Annotated in this window: 19 protein-coding genes; 10 read left to right on the top strand and 9 right to left on the bottom strand. The window is 59.7% G+C overall.

Annotation, left to right across the window (positions count from 1 at the left end):
• Positions 1-26: 26 nt before the first annotated feature.
• From KUV46_15180 to KUV46_15170, 3 genes are read left to right on the top strand one after another with little or no spacing between them, the layout of a single operon-like run.
• A complete protein-coding gene (locus KUV46_15180) occupies positions 27-1,334 on the top strand; it encodes an RsmB/NOP family class I SAM-dependent RNA methyltransferase (GenBank protein QYJ00656.1) in 1,308 nt (435 codons plus the stop codon).
• 36 nt (positions 1,335-1,370) lie between these two features.
• Positions 1,371-1,889 carry a hypothetical protein gene (locus KUV46_15175; GenBank protein QYJ00655.1) on the top strand — a complete coding sequence of 173 codons (519 nt, stop codon included), beginning with the start codon at positions 1,371-1,373 and terminating at the stop codon, positions 1,887-1,889.
• The gene (locus KUV46_15170; GenBank protein ID QYJ00654.1) at positions 1,886-2,326 is read left to right on the top strand and encodes a hypothetical protein; all 441 of its coding nucleotides are present in this window, start codon (positions 1,886-1,888) and stop codon (positions 2,324-2,326) included. Before KUV46_15175 ends, KUV46_15170 begins: the two co-directional genes overlap by 4 nt.
• Here the strand turns inward: KUV46_15170 and KUV46_15165 are convergent.
• The 3 genes from KUV46_15165 to KUV46_15155 all read right to left on the bottom strand — a co-directional run bounded on the left by KUV46_15165 (position 2,323) and on the right by KUV46_15155 (position 6,223).
• Entirely contained in the window at positions 2,323-3,312 is a 990-nt protein-coding gene (locus KUV46_15165; GenBank protein QYJ00653.1) for a hypothetical protein, read from the bottom strand. The genes KUV46_15170 and KUV46_15165 overlap by 4 nt on opposite strands.
• Positions 3,313-3,447: 135 nt before the next feature.
• Entirely contained in the window at positions 3,448-4,638 is a 1,191-nt protein-coding gene (locus KUV46_15160) for an aspartyl/asparaginyl beta-hydroxylase domain-containing protein (protein ID QYJ00652.1), read from the bottom strand.
• Positions 4,639-4,780: 142 nt separating this feature from the next.
• On the bottom strand, positions 4,781-6,223 hold the full coding sequence (locus KUV46_15155; GenBank protein ID QYJ00651.1) for an amidohydrolase family protein: 1,443 nt from the start codon (positions 6,221-6,223) through the stop codon (positions 4,781-4,783).
• Between the two features lie 85 nt (positions 6,224-6,308).
• Between KUV46_15155 and KUV46_15150 the strand changes: the two genes are divergently transcribed.
• The 7 genes from KUV46_15150 (at position 6,309) to KUV46_15120 (ending at position 14,988) form a co-directional block, all read left to right on the top strand.
• Entirely contained in the window at positions 6,309-6,548 is a 240-nt protein-coding gene (locus tag KUV46_15150; GenBank protein ID QYJ00650.1) for a hypothetical protein, read from the top strand.
• 18 nt (positions 6,549-6,566) lie between these two features.
• Positions 6,567-6,980 (top strand): hypothetical protein, encoded by a 414-nt coding sequence (locus tag KUV46_15145; protein QYJ00649.1) that lies wholly within the window; start codon positions 6,567-6,569, stop codon positions 6,978-6,980.
• On the top strand, positions 6,977-7,165 hold the full coding sequence (locus tag KUV46_15140; GenBank protein ID QYJ00648.1) for a helix-turn-helix transcriptional regulator: 189 nt from the start codon (positions 6,977-6,979) through the stop codon (positions 7,163-7,165). Before KUV46_15145 ends, KUV46_15140 begins: the two co-directional genes overlap by 4 nt.
• Positions 7,166-7,252: 87 nt before the next feature.
• A complete protein-coding gene (guaA, locus tag KUV46_15135) occupies positions 7,253-8,836 on the top strand; it encodes a glutamine-hydrolyzing GMP synthase (GenBank protein QYJ00647.1) in 1,584 nt (527 codons plus the stop codon).
• A 294-nt stretch (positions 8,837-9,130) separates the two neighbouring features.
• Positions 9,131-10,396, top strand: coding sequence for a tyrosine-type recombinase/integrase (locus KUV46_15130; GenBank protein ID QYJ00646.1), 1,266 nt, complete (start codon positions 9,131-9,133; stop codon positions 10,394-10,396).
• A 780-nt stretch (positions 10,397-11,176) separates the two neighbouring features.
• Positions 11,177-14,284: an SAM-dependent methyltransferase gene (locus KUV46_15125; GenBank protein QYJ00645.1), complete on the top strand. Its 3,108-nt coding sequence runs from the start codon at positions 11,177-11,179 to the stop codon at positions 14,282-14,284.
• A complete protein-coding gene (locus KUV46_15120; GenBank protein ID QYJ00644.1) occupies positions 14,281-14,988 on the top strand; it encodes a Fis family transcriptional regulator in 708 nt (235 codons plus the stop codon). Before KUV46_15125 ends, KUV46_15120 begins: the two co-directional genes overlap by 4 nt.
• Before the next feature lie 9 nt (positions 14,989-14,997).
• On the opposite strand, the gene KUV46_15115 is transcribed toward KUV46_15120, so the two are convergent.
• The 6 genes from KUV46_15115 to KUV46_15090 are packed head-to-tail and all read right to left on the bottom strand — an operon-like array spanning position 14,998 to position 18,931.
• Positions 14,998-15,348 carry an AlpA family transcriptional regulator gene (locus tag KUV46_15115; protein ID QYJ00643.1) on the bottom strand — a complete coding sequence of 117 codons (351 nt, stop codon included), beginning with the start codon at positions 15,346-15,348 and terminating at the stop codon, positions 14,998-15,000.
• Positions 15,349-15,360: 12 nt separating this feature from the next.
• Entirely contained in the window at positions 15,361-15,675 is a 315-nt protein-coding gene (locus tag KUV46_15110; protein QYJ00642.1) for a DUF736 domain-containing protein, read from the bottom strand.
• Between the two features lie 5 nt (positions 15,676-15,680).
• The gene (locus tag KUV46_15105; GenBank protein QYJ00641.1) at positions 15,681-15,917 is read right to left on the bottom strand and encodes a DUF2274 domain-containing protein; all 237 of its coding nucleotides are present in this window, start codon (positions 15,915-15,917) and stop codon (positions 15,681-15,683) included.
• Complete coding sequence (locus KUV46_15100) at positions 15,914-17,191, bottom strand: conjugal transfer protein TrbI (protein QYJ00640.1); 1,278 nt, start codon at positions 17,189-17,191, stop codon at positions 15,914-15,916. Before KUV46_15100 ends, KUV46_15105 begins: the two co-directional genes overlap by 4 nt.
• A 4-nt stretch (positions 17,192-17,195) precedes the next feature.
• Entirely contained in the window at positions 17,196-18,242 is a 1,047-nt protein-coding gene (gene trbG, locus KUV46_15095; protein QYJ00639.1) for a P-type conjugative transfer protein TrbG, read from the bottom strand.
• Positions 18,239-18,931, bottom strand: a complete 693-nt coding sequence (locus KUV46_15090; GenBank protein ID QYJ00638.1) for a conjugal transfer protein TrbF — start codon at positions 18,929-18,931, stop codon at positions 18,239-18,241. Before KUV46_15090 ends, trbG begins: the two co-directional genes overlap by 4 nt.
• Positions 18,932-18,934 lie beyond the last annotated feature (3 nt).

Here is an 18,934-nt window from a genome sequence, read left to right as displayed (position 1 = left end):
ACTTCGCAAGAGAGGCTTTGAAAACCATGCGCGACGGTGGACGGATAGCGGCGGCGATTGATGTGCTGGGTGATGTGCTGAACCGGCACCAGCCCGTGAAGTCGGCTGCGCGCGACTGGGGCAAGCGGGCGCGTTATGCGGGCTCCAAGGACCGGGCCTGGGTGTCGGGGCTGGTGCTGGATGCCCTGCGCAAGAAGAACTCGATTGCGCATGCGATGGGCTCTGATGAGCCGCGCGCGCTGGTGCTTGGCGCGTTGAGCTTTGCCTGGGGCTGGGGCATCATGAAGATCGACTCTGCCATGGATGAAGAGCACGCGCCGTCCAAGCTGACGCTGGAAGAGCGCGAGCGTCTTGTCATGGCGCCAGATGTAACGGCTGAGCCCTGGGTGTCGGGCGACTATCCTGACTGGATGGAGCCGATGATGGACCGCGTCTTCGGTGAGGAGAAAGTGGTCGAGGCGCAGGCCATGGCGGTGCGCGCCGATGTCGATATCCGCGTCAATACGCTGAAAGTGGACGCCGAGAAGGCGGGCGGGCCGATGCGGTCTGCCAATGCTGAAAGTTCGCCGCTGCTGAAGAATGCTTATCATATTCCGGCGCGTGATCCTTCAGAGCGCGAGGCCTCTCTGGAGAGCATCCCCGCCTATTCGAAAGGCTGGGTCGAGGTGCAGGATGCGGGCTCGCAGATTGCGGCGGCGGCATCGAATGCAAAGCCGGGCGAGCAGGTGCTGGACTATTGCGCGGGCGGCGGCGGCAAGACGCTGGCCATGGCCGCGATGATGGAAGGCAAGGGGCAGGTCCATGCCTATGACATTGATGGGCGCAGGCTGTCGGCGCTGATCCCGCGGCTGAAGCGGTCTGGTGCGCATAATGTGCAGCTGGTCCATCCGAAGGAGCCTGAGGCGCTGGAGGCGCTGAAAGGCCAGATGGACGTGGTCTTTGTCGATGCGCCGTGCACCGGGACAGGCACCTGGCGCCGGCGGCCGGATGCGAAATGGCGGCTGAAGGACAAGCAGCTCGCCAAGCGGATCGAGGAGCAGACCGAGATCATCGCGGCGGCGTCTGCCTTTGTGAAACCGGGCGGGCGGCTCGTCTATGCAACGTGCTCCTTCCTGATGGAGGAAGATGAGGACCGCGTCGCTGATTTCCTCGCTGAGCACCCTGAGTTTACCGAAGAAAGCGCAGCCGATGCGGCGATTGCCTCTGGCCTGTTGACCGATGAGGGCGCTGCAAAAGTCAAAGCGGGCGCGAAGAACGGCAAGTCAGTCCGGCTGACACCGCGCACAGCTGGCACGGACGGGTTCTTCTTTGCAGTGATGCGCAAGGCCCGCTGATAGCGCGCGGGCCGGAATCAGTGCGATATGGGCGCCATGCTGAAACCGCTTCCAGAGACTGTGCACCTGCGCGCCACGAACCGGCAGTACCTTGTGCTGGCGAGCGCCAGCGCGTTGCTGGCGGCGATGCTGGCTTTTACCAACTGGACCGGCAATGGGCCGGCGGAAGAGATCAGCGTCTGGCTGACAGTGTTCTTTGCCATGACGACGCTGGTCGGGGTGTGTGCGGCGTTGTTCAGGCATGGCTGGCTGACGCTGGACCGGGACGGATTTGAATCGAGCGAGTTCAAGTCGCTTGGCAAGATCGGCTGGTCGGAAGTGTCAGAGTTCAGCCTGCACTATTCCGGTGGCAAAGGCATGCCTGCCTCAAGGCAGGTGGCGTTCAAGCTGACCGAGGAAAAGCGCAAGGCGCTGCCGCGCCTGTCTGGCATTCTGATGTATGGGCGGGTGCGCCTGACGGAGCCTTACAAGGTGCGCGGCTCTCAACTGGTGACGCTGATGAACCGGTTTCGTGAGCGCGCCCTTGGGACGTCTGGAGCCAGTGAGGCGGCATGATGGTGTGGGTCATCGTCCTCGCTTTCCCGGTTTTCTTCGGGGCGATGTGGGTGGGGATCGTGTCCTTCCTGTCCTGGGCGAGTGGATGGCGGGCGCTGGCGCGGGTCTATCAGGCAGAGCTGCCAGAGACATTTGCTGGCAAGCGGTTGATGCTAGTCACGCTGGGCCGGGGCCGGTTTCCGCGGGTGCACTATCGCGGCATGCTTTGGGCCGAGTTCGGCGAGGACACGCTGTGGCTGAAGCCGCATGTCCTGTTTCGCTGGGCCCATCCTCCGCTGGCGATCCCGCGCAATGTCATCACGCTGGAAGAGCGAAAGGGCCTGTTGCGTCGCTATGTCGATCTGAAGACGCGGGCCGATGACAAGATCAGCTTTCACCTGCATCCAAAACAGGTGAGCTGGATTGATCCGGATACTGGGAGCGGGAAGGCCAGCTAGGCCGTTGCGAGACCGCTGGCTTCTGCTGCCTGGCGGCGCGTGTTGAAGCAGAGCATCGAGACCTGCTCATCGGTCAGCGGGCGGGCAAGGCGGACGCCCGCATAGCAATCATTCACCCAGACCACATTGCCACGCAGCCAGACGTCATCGAGCTCGAACGAGATCGCGCGGCGGCGGGCAATCCTGCCATCATGCTTGATACGAAGGCCGCCGACATTGAAGTCGACAATGGTGAGGTCGTGAATGTCTCCGCCGAGGCGGACAGGGACTTCACGATAGCAGACATGACGCTCAGCCCGCTTTTTCCAGCGGCGGATGCGCGGGCGGAACCAGTAGGAGGCGCCGGCCAGCAATGCGAGCGTCACGAGTAGCGGAAATCCGAGAGAGGCAAGCGGGCCTGCGCCACCCCTGGAGGAGGTCTCTTCAAGGCCAGGTGCCGGGCGCGCAGAAGATTGGCGATAGGCGAGGCGGGCGCTCTCGCTTTCAAATTGCAGATTGTCCGTCGCGCGGGCGGCGTCGCCTATGCTTCCCGCCTTCATGGCATCAGGGCGCAGTGTTGGTTCTTCAGTCCACTTGTCGCTGACCGAGCACGACAGCTGCTTCTCGAGGCGCGCAATTTCGGCGCGGACGAGGTTTGGCACGCCCCGGTCGAGAAGCTGAAGGGCCGCATCCCCGTCAGCGCTGTCCAGCCGCTCCATCACCATGGATAGTTCTGCGACGAAGACGATCATCGCTGTCTGGCGGACATCAAGCTCGTCGGGATCCATGTCGCCATAGAGATCAATGAGTGAAACTTCGCCCAGGGATGCTTCCAACTCACCGACAAGCGGCATCTTGGCCCGGCGCGTTGGCGCATGAGAGATTTCGAACACCGTATTCACCGTGCGCAGCAGCGGGTTCAACGAGGCACAGGCGTCGTCGGCATGAGCTGCGCTGGCACCTGCGATCGTCAGCAGGAGGGCGGATATGAGGCGTGTAGCGAACACGTTTTTTATATACTGGCGAACAGTTTATAAAATATTGTTCTAAAACAACGCAGAGGGCGCCTACACTTCTAGTTGCGAAATGGCTTATGGTTACCGGGTTCTACGAAAAGTCCGCACCCTTGGGTTAGGAAGCGTTCAGCCTGCTGAGGAGACCTGGCTTTGGCCAAGCTTGAAGAATTCGGTGATGAGGCTGCGCTGACGCTCTGACAGGTCAGGGTGCCAGATCTCGAAGATCAGGACGTAGCGTGCCTTGTCACTGCGGTTCCAGGCTTCGTGCTCGATCGTGTCGTCGAAGACGAAAACCTCGCCATCCTTCCATTCGCGCGTCTCATTGCCGACCCTGAAGCCGCAATCGCCCGGCAGGATGATCGGCAGGTGGCAGATGAGCCTGGTATTGATCTGTCCGTGATGGGGCGGGATGGCTGCGCCCGGCTCCAGCCGCGAAAATAGAACCGATGGTGCAGGGGCCGGGTTTACGGCTTCGCCAATGGCTTCGATGGCCGCCCATGTCTTCGGGCAGCGGGCAATATTCTCTTCGACACGTTTGCCCTGCTTGATGAGGTAGAAAGCGCTCCAGTCTGGATTGTCGAGCAGAGGGTGGGAGACGCCGGCGCCTTCGCGGCCAGCCGATTCGACATAAGGGGTGAAGCCAGCCTCGGCGGCAGCCTTTTCGCTGAGCAGGGTTTCAAGTTCGCTGCGGATCGTGCCGGTCTCAGCGGCGAGGGCGTCTGTCCAGCTGAAGCCGTCCAATGGGTAGAATTGCCGGTTTGGCAGGCCCGGATAGAAGTAGCGCGTTGGTTGGGACGGATAGAAGGTCGCCTTGCCCGTCAGGAAATCGAGGCTCTGGCGGAATAGGTCGTCATCGGGCGCCGTGCCGAGATCGTGATCTTTCGCAAACTTGTCGAGCGTCGCAGAGAGCTCATCGGCGGGAGAGGGCGTCTGCTCACCGGGTCCGGCAAGGAAGGTTTCGGCCGCCGTGATGAGCTGATGGATTTCCTGCGTGCGGATGAGGTGGGGCGTGATGTCTGCGAGCCCACGTCGGAAGGCGGCTTCGGCATCTTTCGGCCTGCCTGAGCCAACGAGCGCCTGACCATAGTGGAGCCGCGCGCGCACGCTGGACGGGTCAACCTGTATGGCTTTTTCAAGCGAGGCGACGCGCCCGGCCATGTCGCCCTGAAGGGATTTCGCAAAGGAGAGCGCGACCCAGATATCCGGACCCGGCCAGCCAAGATCAATCGCGCGCTGCAATGCTGTTTCAGCCGCAGGGCCGTCCTGTCGCTGAAGCGCCTGCATCCCTTGCGCGGCGAAGTCTCTGGCTTGTGTCATCGTCTGCGTCCTTCGCGCCGTTTTGTTGGCTGTGAAGTCCCCGGCATTAGCGCCTTAGAGGCGCCATGACCAGTTCACCGGATGACAGAGCGCCCGATCCCTGCTTCAGAGACCGGGCTGTCGGAAAGACGGTCTGCACGCGCTAGAAGTCTTTGACGCTTTCTTTCCAACCGCTCGTCAGATCCTCAAAAGTGTAGGCGTCGCCGTTGTTTATGACGGTATCGACCTTCCCAAGAGCACTGATGTCTTCGACCGGGCTTTCTGTCAGAAAGACAATGTCGGCTTCGAGACCCCGTTCGATACGGCCTGTGCGGTCGGCGATACCGAGATGCTGCGCGGTCGAAGACGTCGCCATCTTGAGGACGTCCCAGACCGGGATACCCGCCTGCGTATAGAACCCGGCTTCCATCGCATAATAGGGCAGGCCACCTGAGGCGTCTGTGCCGATCATGATGGGCAGGCCCGCATCATAAAGGCGTTTGCCGAATTCTAGCACGCGCGGAAACGCGGCGCGGGCGCGCTCGAAGTCTTCCGGCGTCCAGCCATAGACGCTTGCGGTAGTAAACTCCCTGAAGCCTGTCAGGATTTCCGGATGGATGTAGGGCTCCCACGCAGCCGGGATGAGGTCCGGATCGTCGGCATTATAGACGAGGTGGTTCACGATGAAATTGAAGTTCAGGACCGTCTGGTTCTCGACGAGCGTGTCGACCAGTTCCTGAAAGAGCGGACCATCATAGTCGGCGAGTTCGAACCATTCGTACATGTACTTTGAATTGGGGCCGAACCCCGCGACGTATTCCTCGCGTGCGCCGGGTTCCAGAAGGTCCGGACTGGTCGGCAGGGCGTGTTCAATCCCGTGCAAGCCAAGTGCTGCCGCGTCCGTCCAGCTGACCATGTGGAGATGGGCGATGGGTTTCAAGCCGGCGCGTTCAGCTGCGGCGACGCCCTTGGCGAGCTCCTCCTCGGTCAGGCTGACATAGAGCTTGAAGTATTCCATGCCTGCGTCCGCCTGGCGCTGGGCTTCGACGTCCCATTCGGCGTCGGTTGTCGGATAGGCGAAGGCTGCGCCGCCCATCGGTGGGGGCTGGATGACTGAGCCTGCGTGGAAGGCTTCCGGGCCGATCCATTCGCCGCTGGCGATCTTCTGGTCATAGGCCTGATTGGCGAGCGTGCCGCCGCCCGGATTGCGCACTGTCGTGATGCCGAAGGCGAGGGCCATGCGGGCATTGAACTCAGTGATGTCGTCCCGGCTCTCAATCGTCACGAGCGGCGCGCCGTCGACGAACTTCGTCTCATGCGGCCCGGATGTGATGTGGGCATGCGCGTCGATCATGCCGGGCAGGGCGTAGAGGCCCGTCATGTCGTGTGTCTGAGCGAAAGTCCGGTCCGGCAGATCGCCTGTACCCGTCGCCGTGATCGATGAGCCGTCCACAATGACCCACGCATCCTCAATGACCTGTTCGCTGACCGGATCGACATGGGAAAAGCCGTAATAGAGCTCTGCGGTCTTGGGGGTGGAATTGGTCTGGCAGCCAACGAGCATCAGTGCACCGATGGCGGTACCGGAGAGGAGAGGTTTGAACATTGAGGGCTCCTTTGTTTGTAAAGAGCTCTTGACATCATGCCGAGCTGTCTGCATGTCAAGAGCTCTTTACAAAAGGAGTTTTGAAATGGGTTGGAAATCGATTGCGCTGAGTGTGATCTGGGCTCTGGTTATCGCGGCGTGGGTTGGCGTGTTTGCCTATAAGGCGACAGATCCATCGACCGAAGCGCTGGTCATCGCTGTGACAGCCCTTGCAGTTGGAACCGAGGCTGGCTTCTGGCTCACGGCAGGGATTCTGGGTATCGGACTTCTGGAGAGCCGCAAACGTGTCTTCGCGATGGTCTCACGACCGTTCAGACGCCAGTAGAGCAAAGGCAGGAATGACATGGATCCGGAAACGCAATCCTTTGAGGCAGGCCGGCGGCGCCAGAGCGCGATCTACTGGCTGACGGAATGCGTCATGGCGCTTCTGTTTCTCGGCGCGCTCATGGCCTCGCAGACTTGGTCGACAGGGGAGCAGTCGGTAAGCGATGTTGCCTTGGCGCTCCTGCCGGTTTTCGTGATTACGGTCTGGGGCGGCCTGGCGGCGCGAAGGGTGCTGGCGCTTGAGGAGTTCGAGCGCCGTGTGGCCGTCAATGCGCTTGCCATCAGCCTGCTGGTGACGGTGTGGCTTGTCACGGTCTGGTCGCTGCTGGCGCAGTTTGCCGGCATTCCGCCATTTGCGAGCATCTTCATCGCACCTGTCGCCGCGGCGATCTGGCAGGTCAGCTGGTTTGTCCTGCGGGCCCGCTACCTATGAAGAACCGGATGAAAGAGCTGCGGACCGAACGTGAGTGGAGCCAGGCAAAGCTCGCTGAGCTGCTTGGCGTCTCGCGGCAGAACATCATCGCGATCGAGAAGGAAAAGTATGATCCAAGCCTCGCCCTGGCGCTCAAGATTGCGAGGCTGTTCGAAACCTCTGTTGAAAGCATCTTTCTGGAATAGTGGACGCGCGATGACGTCTGCGGCGGCGCGCATGCTTACCGGCACGAAGGCCCTTCCAGCCCCCGCCATTAGCGGTTAGGAGGCTGCATGGCCAGTTCACCCGATTCCGTTGCAGACAAGCACGAGCACGTCCTGATTGTCGATTTCGGCTCACAGGTTACCCAGCTGATTGCGCGGCGCCTTCGCGAAAGCGGCGTCTATTGCGAAATCCACCCGTTCAACAAGGTGGATGGCGCGTTTCTGGACGGCTTTGAGCCCAAGGCGATCATTCTGTCCGGCGGACCTGCGAGCGTCACATGGGATGACAGCCCGCGCGCCGATCAGGCGGTGTTTGAGCGCGGCGTGCCGGTACTGGGCATCTGCTATGGCCAGCAGGTCATGATGCAGCAGCTTGGCGGGCGCGTGGAAAGCGGCACCAGCCGTGAGTTCGGCCGCGCCTTCATAGAACAGGTGACGGATAGCGAATTGCTGGAAGGCCTGTTTGGCGGTGAAGACGGCAAGGAAGAAGTCTGGATGAGCCATGGCGACCATGTCGCTGAACTGGCGCCGGGCTTTGGCGTCATCGCAAAATCGCCGGGTGCGCCGCTCGCCATCATCGCGGACCTTGATCGCCGTTTCTATGGCACGCAGTTCCACCCCGAGGTCGTGCACACGGTGCATGGCCGGGACATGCTGCGCAATTTCACGCACAAGATTGCCGGGCTTTCCGGCGACTGGACGATGGCGGCCTATCGCGAGGAAGCGATCGAGAAGATCCGCAAGCAGGTCGGCGACGGCAAGGTGATCTGCGGTCTTTCAGGCGGCGTGGATTCGTCTGTGGCTGCGGTCCTGATCCATGAAGCGATCGGCGACCAGCTGACCTGCGTCTATGTCGATCACGGCCTGATGCGGCTCAATGAGAGCGAGGAAGTCGTCGGGCTCTTCCGCGACCATTACAACATTCCGCTCGTTCATGTGGATGCGAGCGAGACCTTCCTCGGCGCGCTTGAGGGGATTTCCGACCCCGAGAAGAAGCGCAAGACGATTGGCGGGCTCTTCATCGATGTGTTCGAGGAAGAGGCAAAGAAGATTGGCGGGGCGGATTTCCTCGCGCAGGGCACGCTCTATCCGGATGTGATTGAAAGCGTGTCTGCGATTGGCGGGCCGTCCGTCACGATCAAGTCCCACCACAATGTTGGCGGTCTGCCTGAGCGCATGAACATGAAGCTGGTCGAGCCGCTGCGCGAGCTGTTCAAGGATGAGGTACGCGCGCTTGGCCGTGAGCTTGGCCTGCCGCAGAGCTTTATCGGGCGCCACCCATTTCCAGGCCCGGGCCTTGCCATCCGTATTCCGGGTGAGATCACGCGCGAGAAAGCCGACACGCTGCGCAAGGCGGACGCGATCTATATCGAAGAGATCAAGAATGCCGGCCTCTATGATGAGATCTGGCAGGCTTTCTCTGTGCTGCTGCCAGTGAACACGGTCGGTGTCATGGGCGATGAGCGTACATATGAGGCCGTTCTGGCGCTGCGCGCTGTGACGTCCACCGATGGCATGACAGCGGATTATTACCCCTATGACCACGCCTTCCTTGGCCGTGTTGCGACCCGCATCATCAATGAGGTGAAGGGCGTGAACCGGGTCGTCTATGACGTGACCAGCAAACCGCCCGGCACGATTGAGTGGGAATGATTCCGCGTCTCTCGCGGGCTATCGCGAGAGATCAATAAATCAAATAAATACAATAGCTTGACGCCGGTTTTCGTTCGGTATCTATCGCCCTTTATCGCGGGCCAACGGAACATGCTGACGGTATCGCCTGACGGTATACAAATTGCCACTTCCTGCCTAAAGTCAAAATACCGTCAGCCCTTTTTAGCGGCCTGACGGTATTGTTTCGGCGTAACGCATTGAAAAACAAGCGTTTCGTTGTCAAAAAATGGCCATTTTGGCCTGACGGTATTTTGGTTGAAATGGAGGTATTCTGTGCTGACAGATATTGCTATCAAGTCATTGAAACCGAAGGAAAAAATCTACAAGGTGGCTGATCGCGACGGCCTGTACGTCGCAGTGACGCCTGCAGGCAGCAAGATTTTTCGGTACGACTACCGTGTGAATGGCCGTCGGGAGACTCTCACCATCGGTCGTTACGGGCGGTATGGCATCTCATTGGCAGTTGCTCGCGAGCGACTAATTGATGCGAAGAAGCAGGTGGACGAAGGCATCTCGCCGGCCAAAGAGAAAAAGCGGGCAAAAGGAAAAGCCAAAGCAGAAGGGACCTTCGGAGAGCTTGCTCAGCGCTGGCTCGTTGAGAGCGAAATGTCAGATTCGACCCGCGACATGCGTCGTCACATTGTCGACCGTGATCTGATCCCGTCGCTGGGGAACTATACGCTGCGTGAAGTGACCAGCGAGGATGTCCGTCAGCTCTGCGACAAGATCAAGAAGCGGGGCGCGCCTTCAACGGCGCTTCATGCCCGTGAGTTTATCAAGCTGATCTACGCCTTCGCCAACTTGCACGGCATCCGCGTCGAAAATCCCGCAGAGGAGGTCGATCCCCGTTCGATTGCGCGGGTCCGGCCCCGCGACCGCTCCCTGACGCCGCTGGAGATCCGGGTGCTTTATCGCGTCCTTGAAGAGATCACCGCCAATCCGACGCTGAAGCTCGGCGTGAAATTCATCCTGCTGACGATGAAGCGCAAGACCGAGGTTGCCCATGCGACCTGGGACGAGGTCAGTTTCCAGGATGCGGTCTGGACCATCCCAAAGAAGCGAATGAAGACGGGCCTCGATCACAATGTCTATCTCTCGAACCAGGCGCTCGACATTCTGGTGGCGCTGAAAACCTGCGCAGGCGGATCAAAATACGTCTTCCCGTCGCGCTATGACACGTTCCGCCCGATCTCGAATGCGACGTTCAACCGGATCACCGACAGCGCGCACAAGCTGGCGAGCGAGATGGAGCTGCCGCTTGAGCCCTTCACGGTTCATGACCTGCGGCGTACCGGATCGACGCTGCTCAATGAGCTCGGCTTCAATCGCGACTGGATCGAGAAGAGCCTCGCCCATGAGGACCGGCGTTCATCGCGCGGCGTCTACAACAAGGCTGAATATGCCGACCAGCGTCGCCACATGATGCAGGAATGGGCCGACATGATCGACGCGTGGGCCGCCGGCGAAAGCCGCAAGCCGAACATCATCCCGGAGAGCATGGCGGTCTACGCGGCTGATCCGAGGGTGGGGTTCAAATAGAGGAGGTGATTTGTCCGATTTGGGCCAACGGTCAGATTTCGCGGCGTATTTCTTTACCTTTGGAGTCGGTCCACAATCGAACTTGACCTAAAGAACGGGCATGATACCCGTTCTCCAGTTTTAGTTGGGTACGATACCCATTCCGAGGGAGTAGCCCACTGCGATACGTTCCGACACAAGTGGCGTCCGAACTTACCGGCCTTTCGACGGATAAACTTCGCGAGTGGACCAGTAGGCGTGCGCTGATACCAGCCGATGTCCGACCACAGAAGAAGGGGTCACCTGCCAAATTCACTTGGCAGACGATTCTAGTGTTGAGAATTGCGGTGCTTCTGCGTGAGAGATTTCATCTTGAACTGCAAGCGCATAGAACATCGTTTATCAATTTGCGGTCGGATTTGCGAAAGCGATCCTTCATTACTTTGTGGGGACATCGGGTGGCTGTAACCCCGGACCAGTGGATGATCGTCGATGAGGAAGCCCCCATAGCACAAGATGATGCTCTACTGATCCGCCTTGATCCACACTTGCGCGTGCTGCGAACTGGATTTGCGCTCCCTGATGTCACCGCAGGCCGCGGACAACTCGACCTCTTTTCTCTGCCAAACCTGCAACGCGCTGACTGCTCGAAAGCACCAGGCAAAGCAGCTGAATTTAGCCGGAGGCGTTCAGCATGAGGGTTGACGGAAATCTGCCAAAGTCGATTTGGCAAACTCCTTTGTCAGACTTATATGTTCCGGTTATGTTCTCGCTTGGCGAGACTTCGGATGAGCAATAGCTATGAGCGCGGAATCGATGCAGAATTGGCTAGATAGGCTCGGCTACAATGCTGAACCTGCCGTCTTGCATCGTCGCGGCGATGACGTTCCCGAAACTCATCCATATGCACTTGAACTCAAGACCCTCCTGAGACCGGAAGGCCCAATACGTGCTCACGCCGTCTTTGACGTGGAGGGGGTGCCTACAGTCGTGTTCGTAGGAGATGATGGAGATCCTCTTTCGTCTCAAGCGCTCGACGAAATCCGCAAACGTGTCTGGAATCAAAATCTTGCTACTATAGTTATTGAAATTAAAGGCGACACGGCCCTAGCTGTGCCTGCCCGAAAGCTGCGCAACGCAGGCCAACAGCTTATCCTTGATGACGCCCGACCGGACGGTCCTTTCTCTGCGCTCGACATAGCCTCTGCCAATGTCTCCCGGCGCGTTCCCAACTGGTTCGATGTAAAGGCGCGAGTCGACCGAAAGTTGCTCGCGAACCTCTCCGCTGTCGTCTCACAGCTTGCCGATCAGGGACTCTCGGGAGCATCGAAGGATCACGATCGCCGTCATCTGGCCGAGCTGCTTATGGGCCAGATTCTGTTCCTCTCCTATTTGGAACATCGCGAGATTGTCGGCGCCACTTACCGCGATCGCCGGCAAGTCTCTCAACTCCATCATCTGATCGACGAGAAAGATCGGGCTGGACTCAGAAGACTGATTGACGCACTTCGATTGGATTTCAATGGCGACTTCATGGGGGATGATCGCCACGATCCCTGGACCAAACTCACGGATAACGGCTTCAACCTGATCAATCGCTTTCTACAGCGGACTGATATGCGAACCGGCCAAGGTGATTTTTGGAACTACGATTTTAGTTATATTCCGGTCGAGTTACTTTCTGGTCTCTACGAGTCTTTCTTATCGGATGAACAGCAGGCGAAGGACGGCGCGTATTACACGCCACGTCACCTTGCTATGCTCGCGGTCGACCAGGCGTTCACGAATTCATCCGACCCACTCTCTGAAACGATTTTTGACGGTGCGTGCGGCTCCGGCATCCTCCTGACCACGGCCTATCGTCGGCTGATCGCGCTGTCAGAAGCACGGGAAGGGCGCCAACTGAGTTTCCGCGAACGCGCAGACCTGCTCCGAGGTCATATTTTTGGCGGCGACATCAATTTTATGGCCTGCCGTGTCACAGCGTTCAGTCTCTATTTGTCGCTCCTGGAAGGCCTAAATCCTGCCGACATCATGGAAGCGCAGGAACGAGAGGGGACAAAACTGCCGTCATTGAACGGCTCAAACCTAACCTATGGTGAGCACGCAGCAGACTTTTTCCGCGATGATCATGCTTTCAGCGGTAAGCGCTTCTCGCTCATTATCTCGAATCCACCATGGGCCGAACCTGAAGGCTCCTCTAAGACGAGCGCAGACGCTTGGGCAGAACGTGCCGAAGCTCCATTTGTGCGCCGCCAGATAGCCGGCGCGTATGCGTTGCGCGCGATAGACTTTCTGCAGGCGGGGGGACAAATCTGTCTCATCTTGCCAATCGGGCAGTTTCTCGGACCGTCCAGTGCGGGGTTCGTTTCGCATCTGCTAGAACAGTATCAGCCGTCACGATTGATCAATTTTGGTGATCTCCAGGGGCTTCTTTTCCCTACTGCAGAGAATACCTGTCATGTCTTCCTTGGCATTGTACGGCCAGAACGGCTTCCGAGCAGAATCCCCTTCGATGAGACTTTCGAATACTGCGTGCCTAAAGCAGATATGAGTCTTGCTCTTGGCCGGCTGACAATGCAATCCGCCGACAAACATCATCTTCAAACGCGCTCAGTGGCGGAAGACCCCCAACTTCTCGTGACTATGATGTGGGGCGATGCAAACGACCTTTCAATTTGGGCGCGTCTGTCCGCACACGGCACATTTTCTGATTTCTGGCGCGGACCCCACGAATATCGTCGCTGGATATACCGAAAGGGGATCCATCTGAACGACAGGAGTCGCGAGCCGGTCAACGCCGGACCGCTCCGCGACAAGCCGTTCATACCGATAGCTGCGCTAAGCGCTGGTTCGCCTGTCTTGCACTCAGACTTACTTACATCGTGGCCAAAGGGCCAGGATACTGTTGTCGGTCTAAACGAGGCGGTGCTGAGTGTATTCGATGGCCCGCGCGTTTTGTTCCCGGATGGGTTTTCTAGGAAGCAGTTGAATGTCCGAGCGGTCTACTATGATGGACCCGCATCTTTTACCCACAGCATTGGCGTGATCTCAGGACCGAAGGAGGACGCTGAACTTCTTAGCTTCGTTGCCGTGTATCTACGCTCAAGTCTTGCGCGCTACTTCCTGATGATGCGTGGCTGGAAGATGCTGTGCGAACGCAATGGTGTCCACCTCAAGGACGTCGAGACGTTTCCGTTCTTTATGCCGGAGAATGCTCCCGACGGGGCAGTTGCAGCCGAAGCGCTGTCGAGCGTCTCTCGCCATGTGTCCGAAATCACCGAACTCCCCGAACTTGAACAAAGCGCGCGCTATGAAGAATTGAGGCCGGAGCTGGATCGGGCAGTATTTTCCTATTTTGGCCTTGGCCCCGAGGAGCAGAAGCTTGTCCGTGAAACAGTCGATGTTTTCATGCCGTCCATCCGACCACGTGGTTTCAAGAGCCTCGACACACCAGCACAGCACACTGCTCAGCGCAGAGACTTCAAGACTTATGCTCGTGCACTTGCAACATCACTTACGGATTGGCGAGCCAAAACGCATGGCAAGGGACGCTTCCACGTCGATGTGGTAACCAGCGATCCTAGGCGAGCTGGTCCATCTGGAATCGTTCGCATCTCATACAAAGACAAGCCTACCTCGGCGCCCGTCGTGGAGACGCAAGTAAGCGATGCGCTTGTCCTGCAAACGCTCGAGCAATTACGCATTTCAGGTCTGAGAGCCATTCCTCTAGGAGATTCCCTGACGCTGGTCCCAGATGCCCATATCTGGATCGATCAATCGCTTTACCTCGTGCGACCGCTTACCAAACGCAACTGGACCATACGGCAAGCACTTCGTGATGCGGAACAAATTGTAAGGACAGTACAAGCCCGCGCTGCATCCGGAAAACGGGGAGTGTCCGCGTGACAGTAGCTGACGATTGGTTTGCGGCATTCCCCATTCAGCCAGCGACCGAAGCCGTTGAAGCACTTTGCCAAGCATGGAACGAGTTGGCTGAACGGCCACGGCCTGACTTCAACCCCAAAACTAATGAAGCAGCGCTAACGAAGCGACTAAAGGTCTACATAGAAAATTACACTGCGCGGGAGCGTGGCCTGCTCGGAATGTGGGCGGCTGAGGATATCATTGGCGAGATAGATCCGGCGACGGGCGAAATGATCGAAGAACGCCGAACTGATATTGTCTATGGCTGGAACGATTCCGCCCAGGGCTTAAAGTTCGTCTTCGAATTCAAGCGCTTGGGAAGACAGAAGCGCCATCGAGACCACTATGTGCGCGAGAATGGCTTAGCTCGTTTTGTCACTGGAATTTATAGTCGGCGTCAGGCAGCTGCTGCCATGGTCGGTGTTCTTCTTGATCCTGAGCCGGATGTAGTTCCCCCCATTCGGGAAATGCTAGGTCAGGAAGAAATGGTGGCCGAACTCAAGCTCCGGCCAGCTGCAGATGGCTCAGCCATTACCCAACCATCCGCTTTGTTCAACGCCGCCGACTTTGACACAGAGCATGAGAGAGACCCCTCTTTAGCACCTACTCATGGACATATACGTGTTGCCCACTTTTTTCTGCCGTTCGGGTATCCGACGACTACCCGGAAAACGTCCGCAGCGTAGCCCTCATATTCACCGCATCCGATAATCCGGATGAGGCCCGCAGCCATCTCGGCCCTTGCGCCGTTGGGCGTCGATCCACTCCAGCACTTCGGCGAGGGGCCACACGACGCAACGGGGCGTGAGGTAGAAGCGCTGTGGGAACTCGCCCTTCTGTTCGAGTTCGTAGATTGTCGTGTCGGAGAGCGGCACGAGCTTGCGGAGTTCCGGCCGCCTGACGGTTCGTCGCCGGAAAATATCCGCAGGCGTGATCCGTTCAGGATCGGTTGACGTGACGGGGGCAGGGGCCTTTGGGGGCGGGTTCAGGTCCCGCGCGAAATCCTTAAGCCCTGTGCGCCCGCCCTCCTTTACGCGATGCAACATGACGCACTCCGATTATCCCGTCTTTGCCCGGTTCCAGACCATGACGCCGGTGCCGTCCTTCTCGTTCTCGAAGAAGGCTGCGCGCATGGGGCCTGCGAAGCTCGGATCGTCGAGCTTGACGGCAAGATACGGCGTTTCGCCTTGCTTGCTTTCCTGACGCCAGGCTGCGCCGAGTTCGGCCCCGCCGGCATAGAGCCGGAAGTCGGGCGCGCCGTCTGAGGCCTTGTCCGTATTGGGAACAAGCTGGGCTTTGACGTTGATGGTCATGGTACGGATGGTGCCGGTATAGCTGCCATCCTTCAGGGTGAACGTGCCGATCTGTGCCATGGGCTTCAGTCTCCTTTGCTGGCATTGTCGTGAAGGGCGCGGCGCGCCCGCTTGAACCCGGCATCTGATGCCAGGAAACTTTCGATCATGGCCGGGATCAGCGTTTCGGGCTTTTCCTCCGCGCCATAGGTCTGGCGGTAAATTTCGGCGTAATCGCTGAGCGCGCTGGCGAGGTCCGGATCGACCGAAAGACTCATGCGCACCGGTGTGCGGTCGGGAAGGCGATCGAGGCGAAGGGTCATCGTGTGGCTCCTTGGGGATGGGGTCTGAGGATGAGATCGCGGGTGACGACCACGCGTACCGGCCAGCCGGGCCGCACACGGATCGTCGGCTGGATGCCAAGGTTGCGCTCGACCACGCGTTGACCTGCCTGGTTCACTGTGTCGGTGGTGCCGCGCCGGATGGCGCGCTCGAGATCGCCGTCACCGTCTGCGCCAAGCTCTGCGCCGACACCGAGGATTGTCGCGAGGCCTGCCGCGATGAACACGCGGTCCCAGTGATGGTCGGTCCGGTCAGAGAGACCGGCAAAGCCCTGCGCGTCCGAGCCGGGTGCGGAGATGACAATGGACGAGCCGTCCGGGAAGATGATCCGGTCCCAGGTCACCAGGGCGCGGTCCTGACCGAACGAGACTTCGGACTGGTAGCGTCCGATGAGGCGTGAGCCCTGCGGGATAAGGAGATACTGGCCTGTGACCGTGTCATAGACGGGCTGGGTCACCTGCGCGACGATCGTGCCAGGAAGGTCCGAGTTGATGCCGGTCACCAGCGAGGCCGGGATCAGCGTGCCGGCCATGACCTGATACGGCGAGGCCGGGTCTTCGACCCCATGCAGATTGTAGATGTCGCTATCCGTACCCTCCCTGGCGAAGGCCAGTTTGCGGGACTGGAGATTCGTGTCTGAAGGTTGGCCGAATCCCGACGGCGCACCCTGCGGCAACGCGGCGAGCGCCAGGAGTTCGGATCTGAGGTCGCCTGAAGGATCGCGCCACGCGGGGTCGGAGGCAGATACGGACTGACCTCCTGTTTCAGACTCAAGCCGGAAAAAGACCGGTGCGCGGGCCGCTTCGTCTGCAAGCGCTGCCTCGCGCATGCGCCGGGCGCGTTCAGCTTCGTCCGCCGGGTTCGGGCGGAAGTCATCCTCGAACCGGCTCACATATTCCGGCTCGATGCCCAGCTCTCGCTCGGCCCGCAACATGGTTGCGCCGAGATCGCCGGAAAGCGGTGGACCTAGTCGGGTGACAGGTTCGGGTTCGGACCTCAGGTCACTGTAGCTTGCTGGAAGCGTGGAGAGGCCTTCGGGCTTTCTTGTGTTGGTCGTGTTGTAGAGCTCGCGGCGGGCATCCGGATCGACGGCGGTCGGCGGCTTGAGGGCTATACTCATCGCCGCGAACAGGGCGAGCACGCCAAGACCTGCGCCGGCCATCAGGACCTTGCGGTTGATCCGCGTGACCGGCTTCGGGCTGGATCGGATCTTCAGCCGCTCGGCATGCTCGTCAAAGGGAATGGGCTCGGACATCGGCTCAGTTCCCGAACAGGCCAGCGAGCGGCGAGCGGCGCTCGTTCCTGGAGATGCGGACAATGGTCTGGTTCCGCTCGCCAAGCCGCAGTTCCGCCGCGCGGAACAGCCGGTCGACGACATAATAATTGCCGCGTACGCGGTAGTTCACGAGTTCGGCGTCGCCATCCGCGCCGAGCACGAAGAGTGGCGGCATGTCGGTCGTGGCGATGGACTCCGGCATCTGGATGAACACCTGGCGGCCATCATCGAACACGCGCACGGGCTTCCAGTCCGGGCTGTCGCCGGTCATGCGGTAATCGAAGTTCAGGCCTTCAAGCGCCAGGCCGCGCTCAATGCTGCCCGCGTCCCGCGCGATTGCGCGCTCATTGCGGGCGGTGAGGCCCGCCAGCTCGTCTGCGGGATAACGCCAGGAGAGCGCGGCCATGTATCCGCCATCCGTACTTTCGAGTTCGAGGTGATAGGTGCGCCGGTCGGTGGCGATCATCAGGTTTGTGCGGATGCCGGAGCTGATCGGCTTGACCAGCACATGGGCGCGGGCGGTCGCGCCGGAGCCCGAAACCGTGTCGCCGACCACCCAGCGGACCGTGTCGCCCGCCGATACCGAGACCAGCTCTTCGCCCGACTGGAGGGCAATATCGCTGACCTGGCCGGGGCTTGCGTAGAGCCGGTAAAGCGCGCCTTCTGTATAGGGATAGACCTGGATCGCGTTCACATAGCCATCGACCGAGGGCTCGATCAGGGCACTGGTGCGGCCCTGCTGGATAGCTTCAGCCGGTGAGACGGTTGGCGTGCTGACCGTTCTTGTAAAGGTCCGGGTCACGCTGCCATCGGCATTGGTGGTAACTGTTGCGCCGACCGGCATCATCTGACCGGGCAGCGGCAGCGGAACGGCGGTTTCCACGATCTCGACAGGATAGTCGGCGCGATCTTCGACGGGCGTGGCCGCGACAAAGGCGCTGTCGTCAATCGGTTCGAGCTCAGTCGTGGCGCAGGCCGTGGTAAGTGCGAGGGCCGAAGTGGCGAGGATAAAACGAAGCATGGGGATCATTCTCCTGTGACAAGGTCCTGACCCCAGTTCAGGGCATGGACATAAAGGCCGAGCGGATTGGCGCGCAGGGTCTCTGCGTCGGTCGGCGGCTGGGTGATGAGCGTGAAATTGCCGGTGAACCGCTGCGCCCGGACCAGCGCGCCATTCTCATAGGTCTTCTCGATCCAGCGTGCCTGAAAACTGTCATCGGAGACGCGCACGACGCTGACCACATCCACGGTGCGGGATTTGCGCCCCACATCCGCAAAGGGATCATTGGCCGAGGCGTATTCGTTGAGCGTGGTGGCCGCGCGGTCCGTCACGAAGTCATAGGCGCGCAGCCAGTTCTCGCGCACGACGACGGGATCGACGCTGAGGCCACGGACATGGGTGATGAAGTTCGCCAGGTGATGGGCGATCTGTGCATCTGTGGGCGTGTAGCGTTCCGTTACCGGAGCGACGGCCCGCGCGGCGCCGGTCTCATCGACCTCGACCACATAGGGCGTGACCGTCGACTGCATGCTCCGCCAGACCAGTGCGCCGGACGTGACGAAGCAAAGCCCGAGGCATCCAAGGGCCATGAGCCGCCAGTTCTTCGCCTGCACGCGGGCCGAACCGATGCGGTCGTCCCAGATTTGACCCGCCTTCTGAAAAGGCGTTTCGGGAAACGGGCTTGGTCCATAGCTGGAGGAAGATCGCTTGAAGGCCATCGT

This window comes from Thalassovita mediterranea, assembly GCA_019448215.1.
GTDB lineage: Bacteria > Pseudomonadota > Alphaproteobacteria > Caulobacterales > Hyphomonadaceae > Henriciella.
The sequence above is the reverse complement of the archived record's forward strand: the minus strand, read 5'-3'. Positions and strand labels throughout refer to the sequence as shown.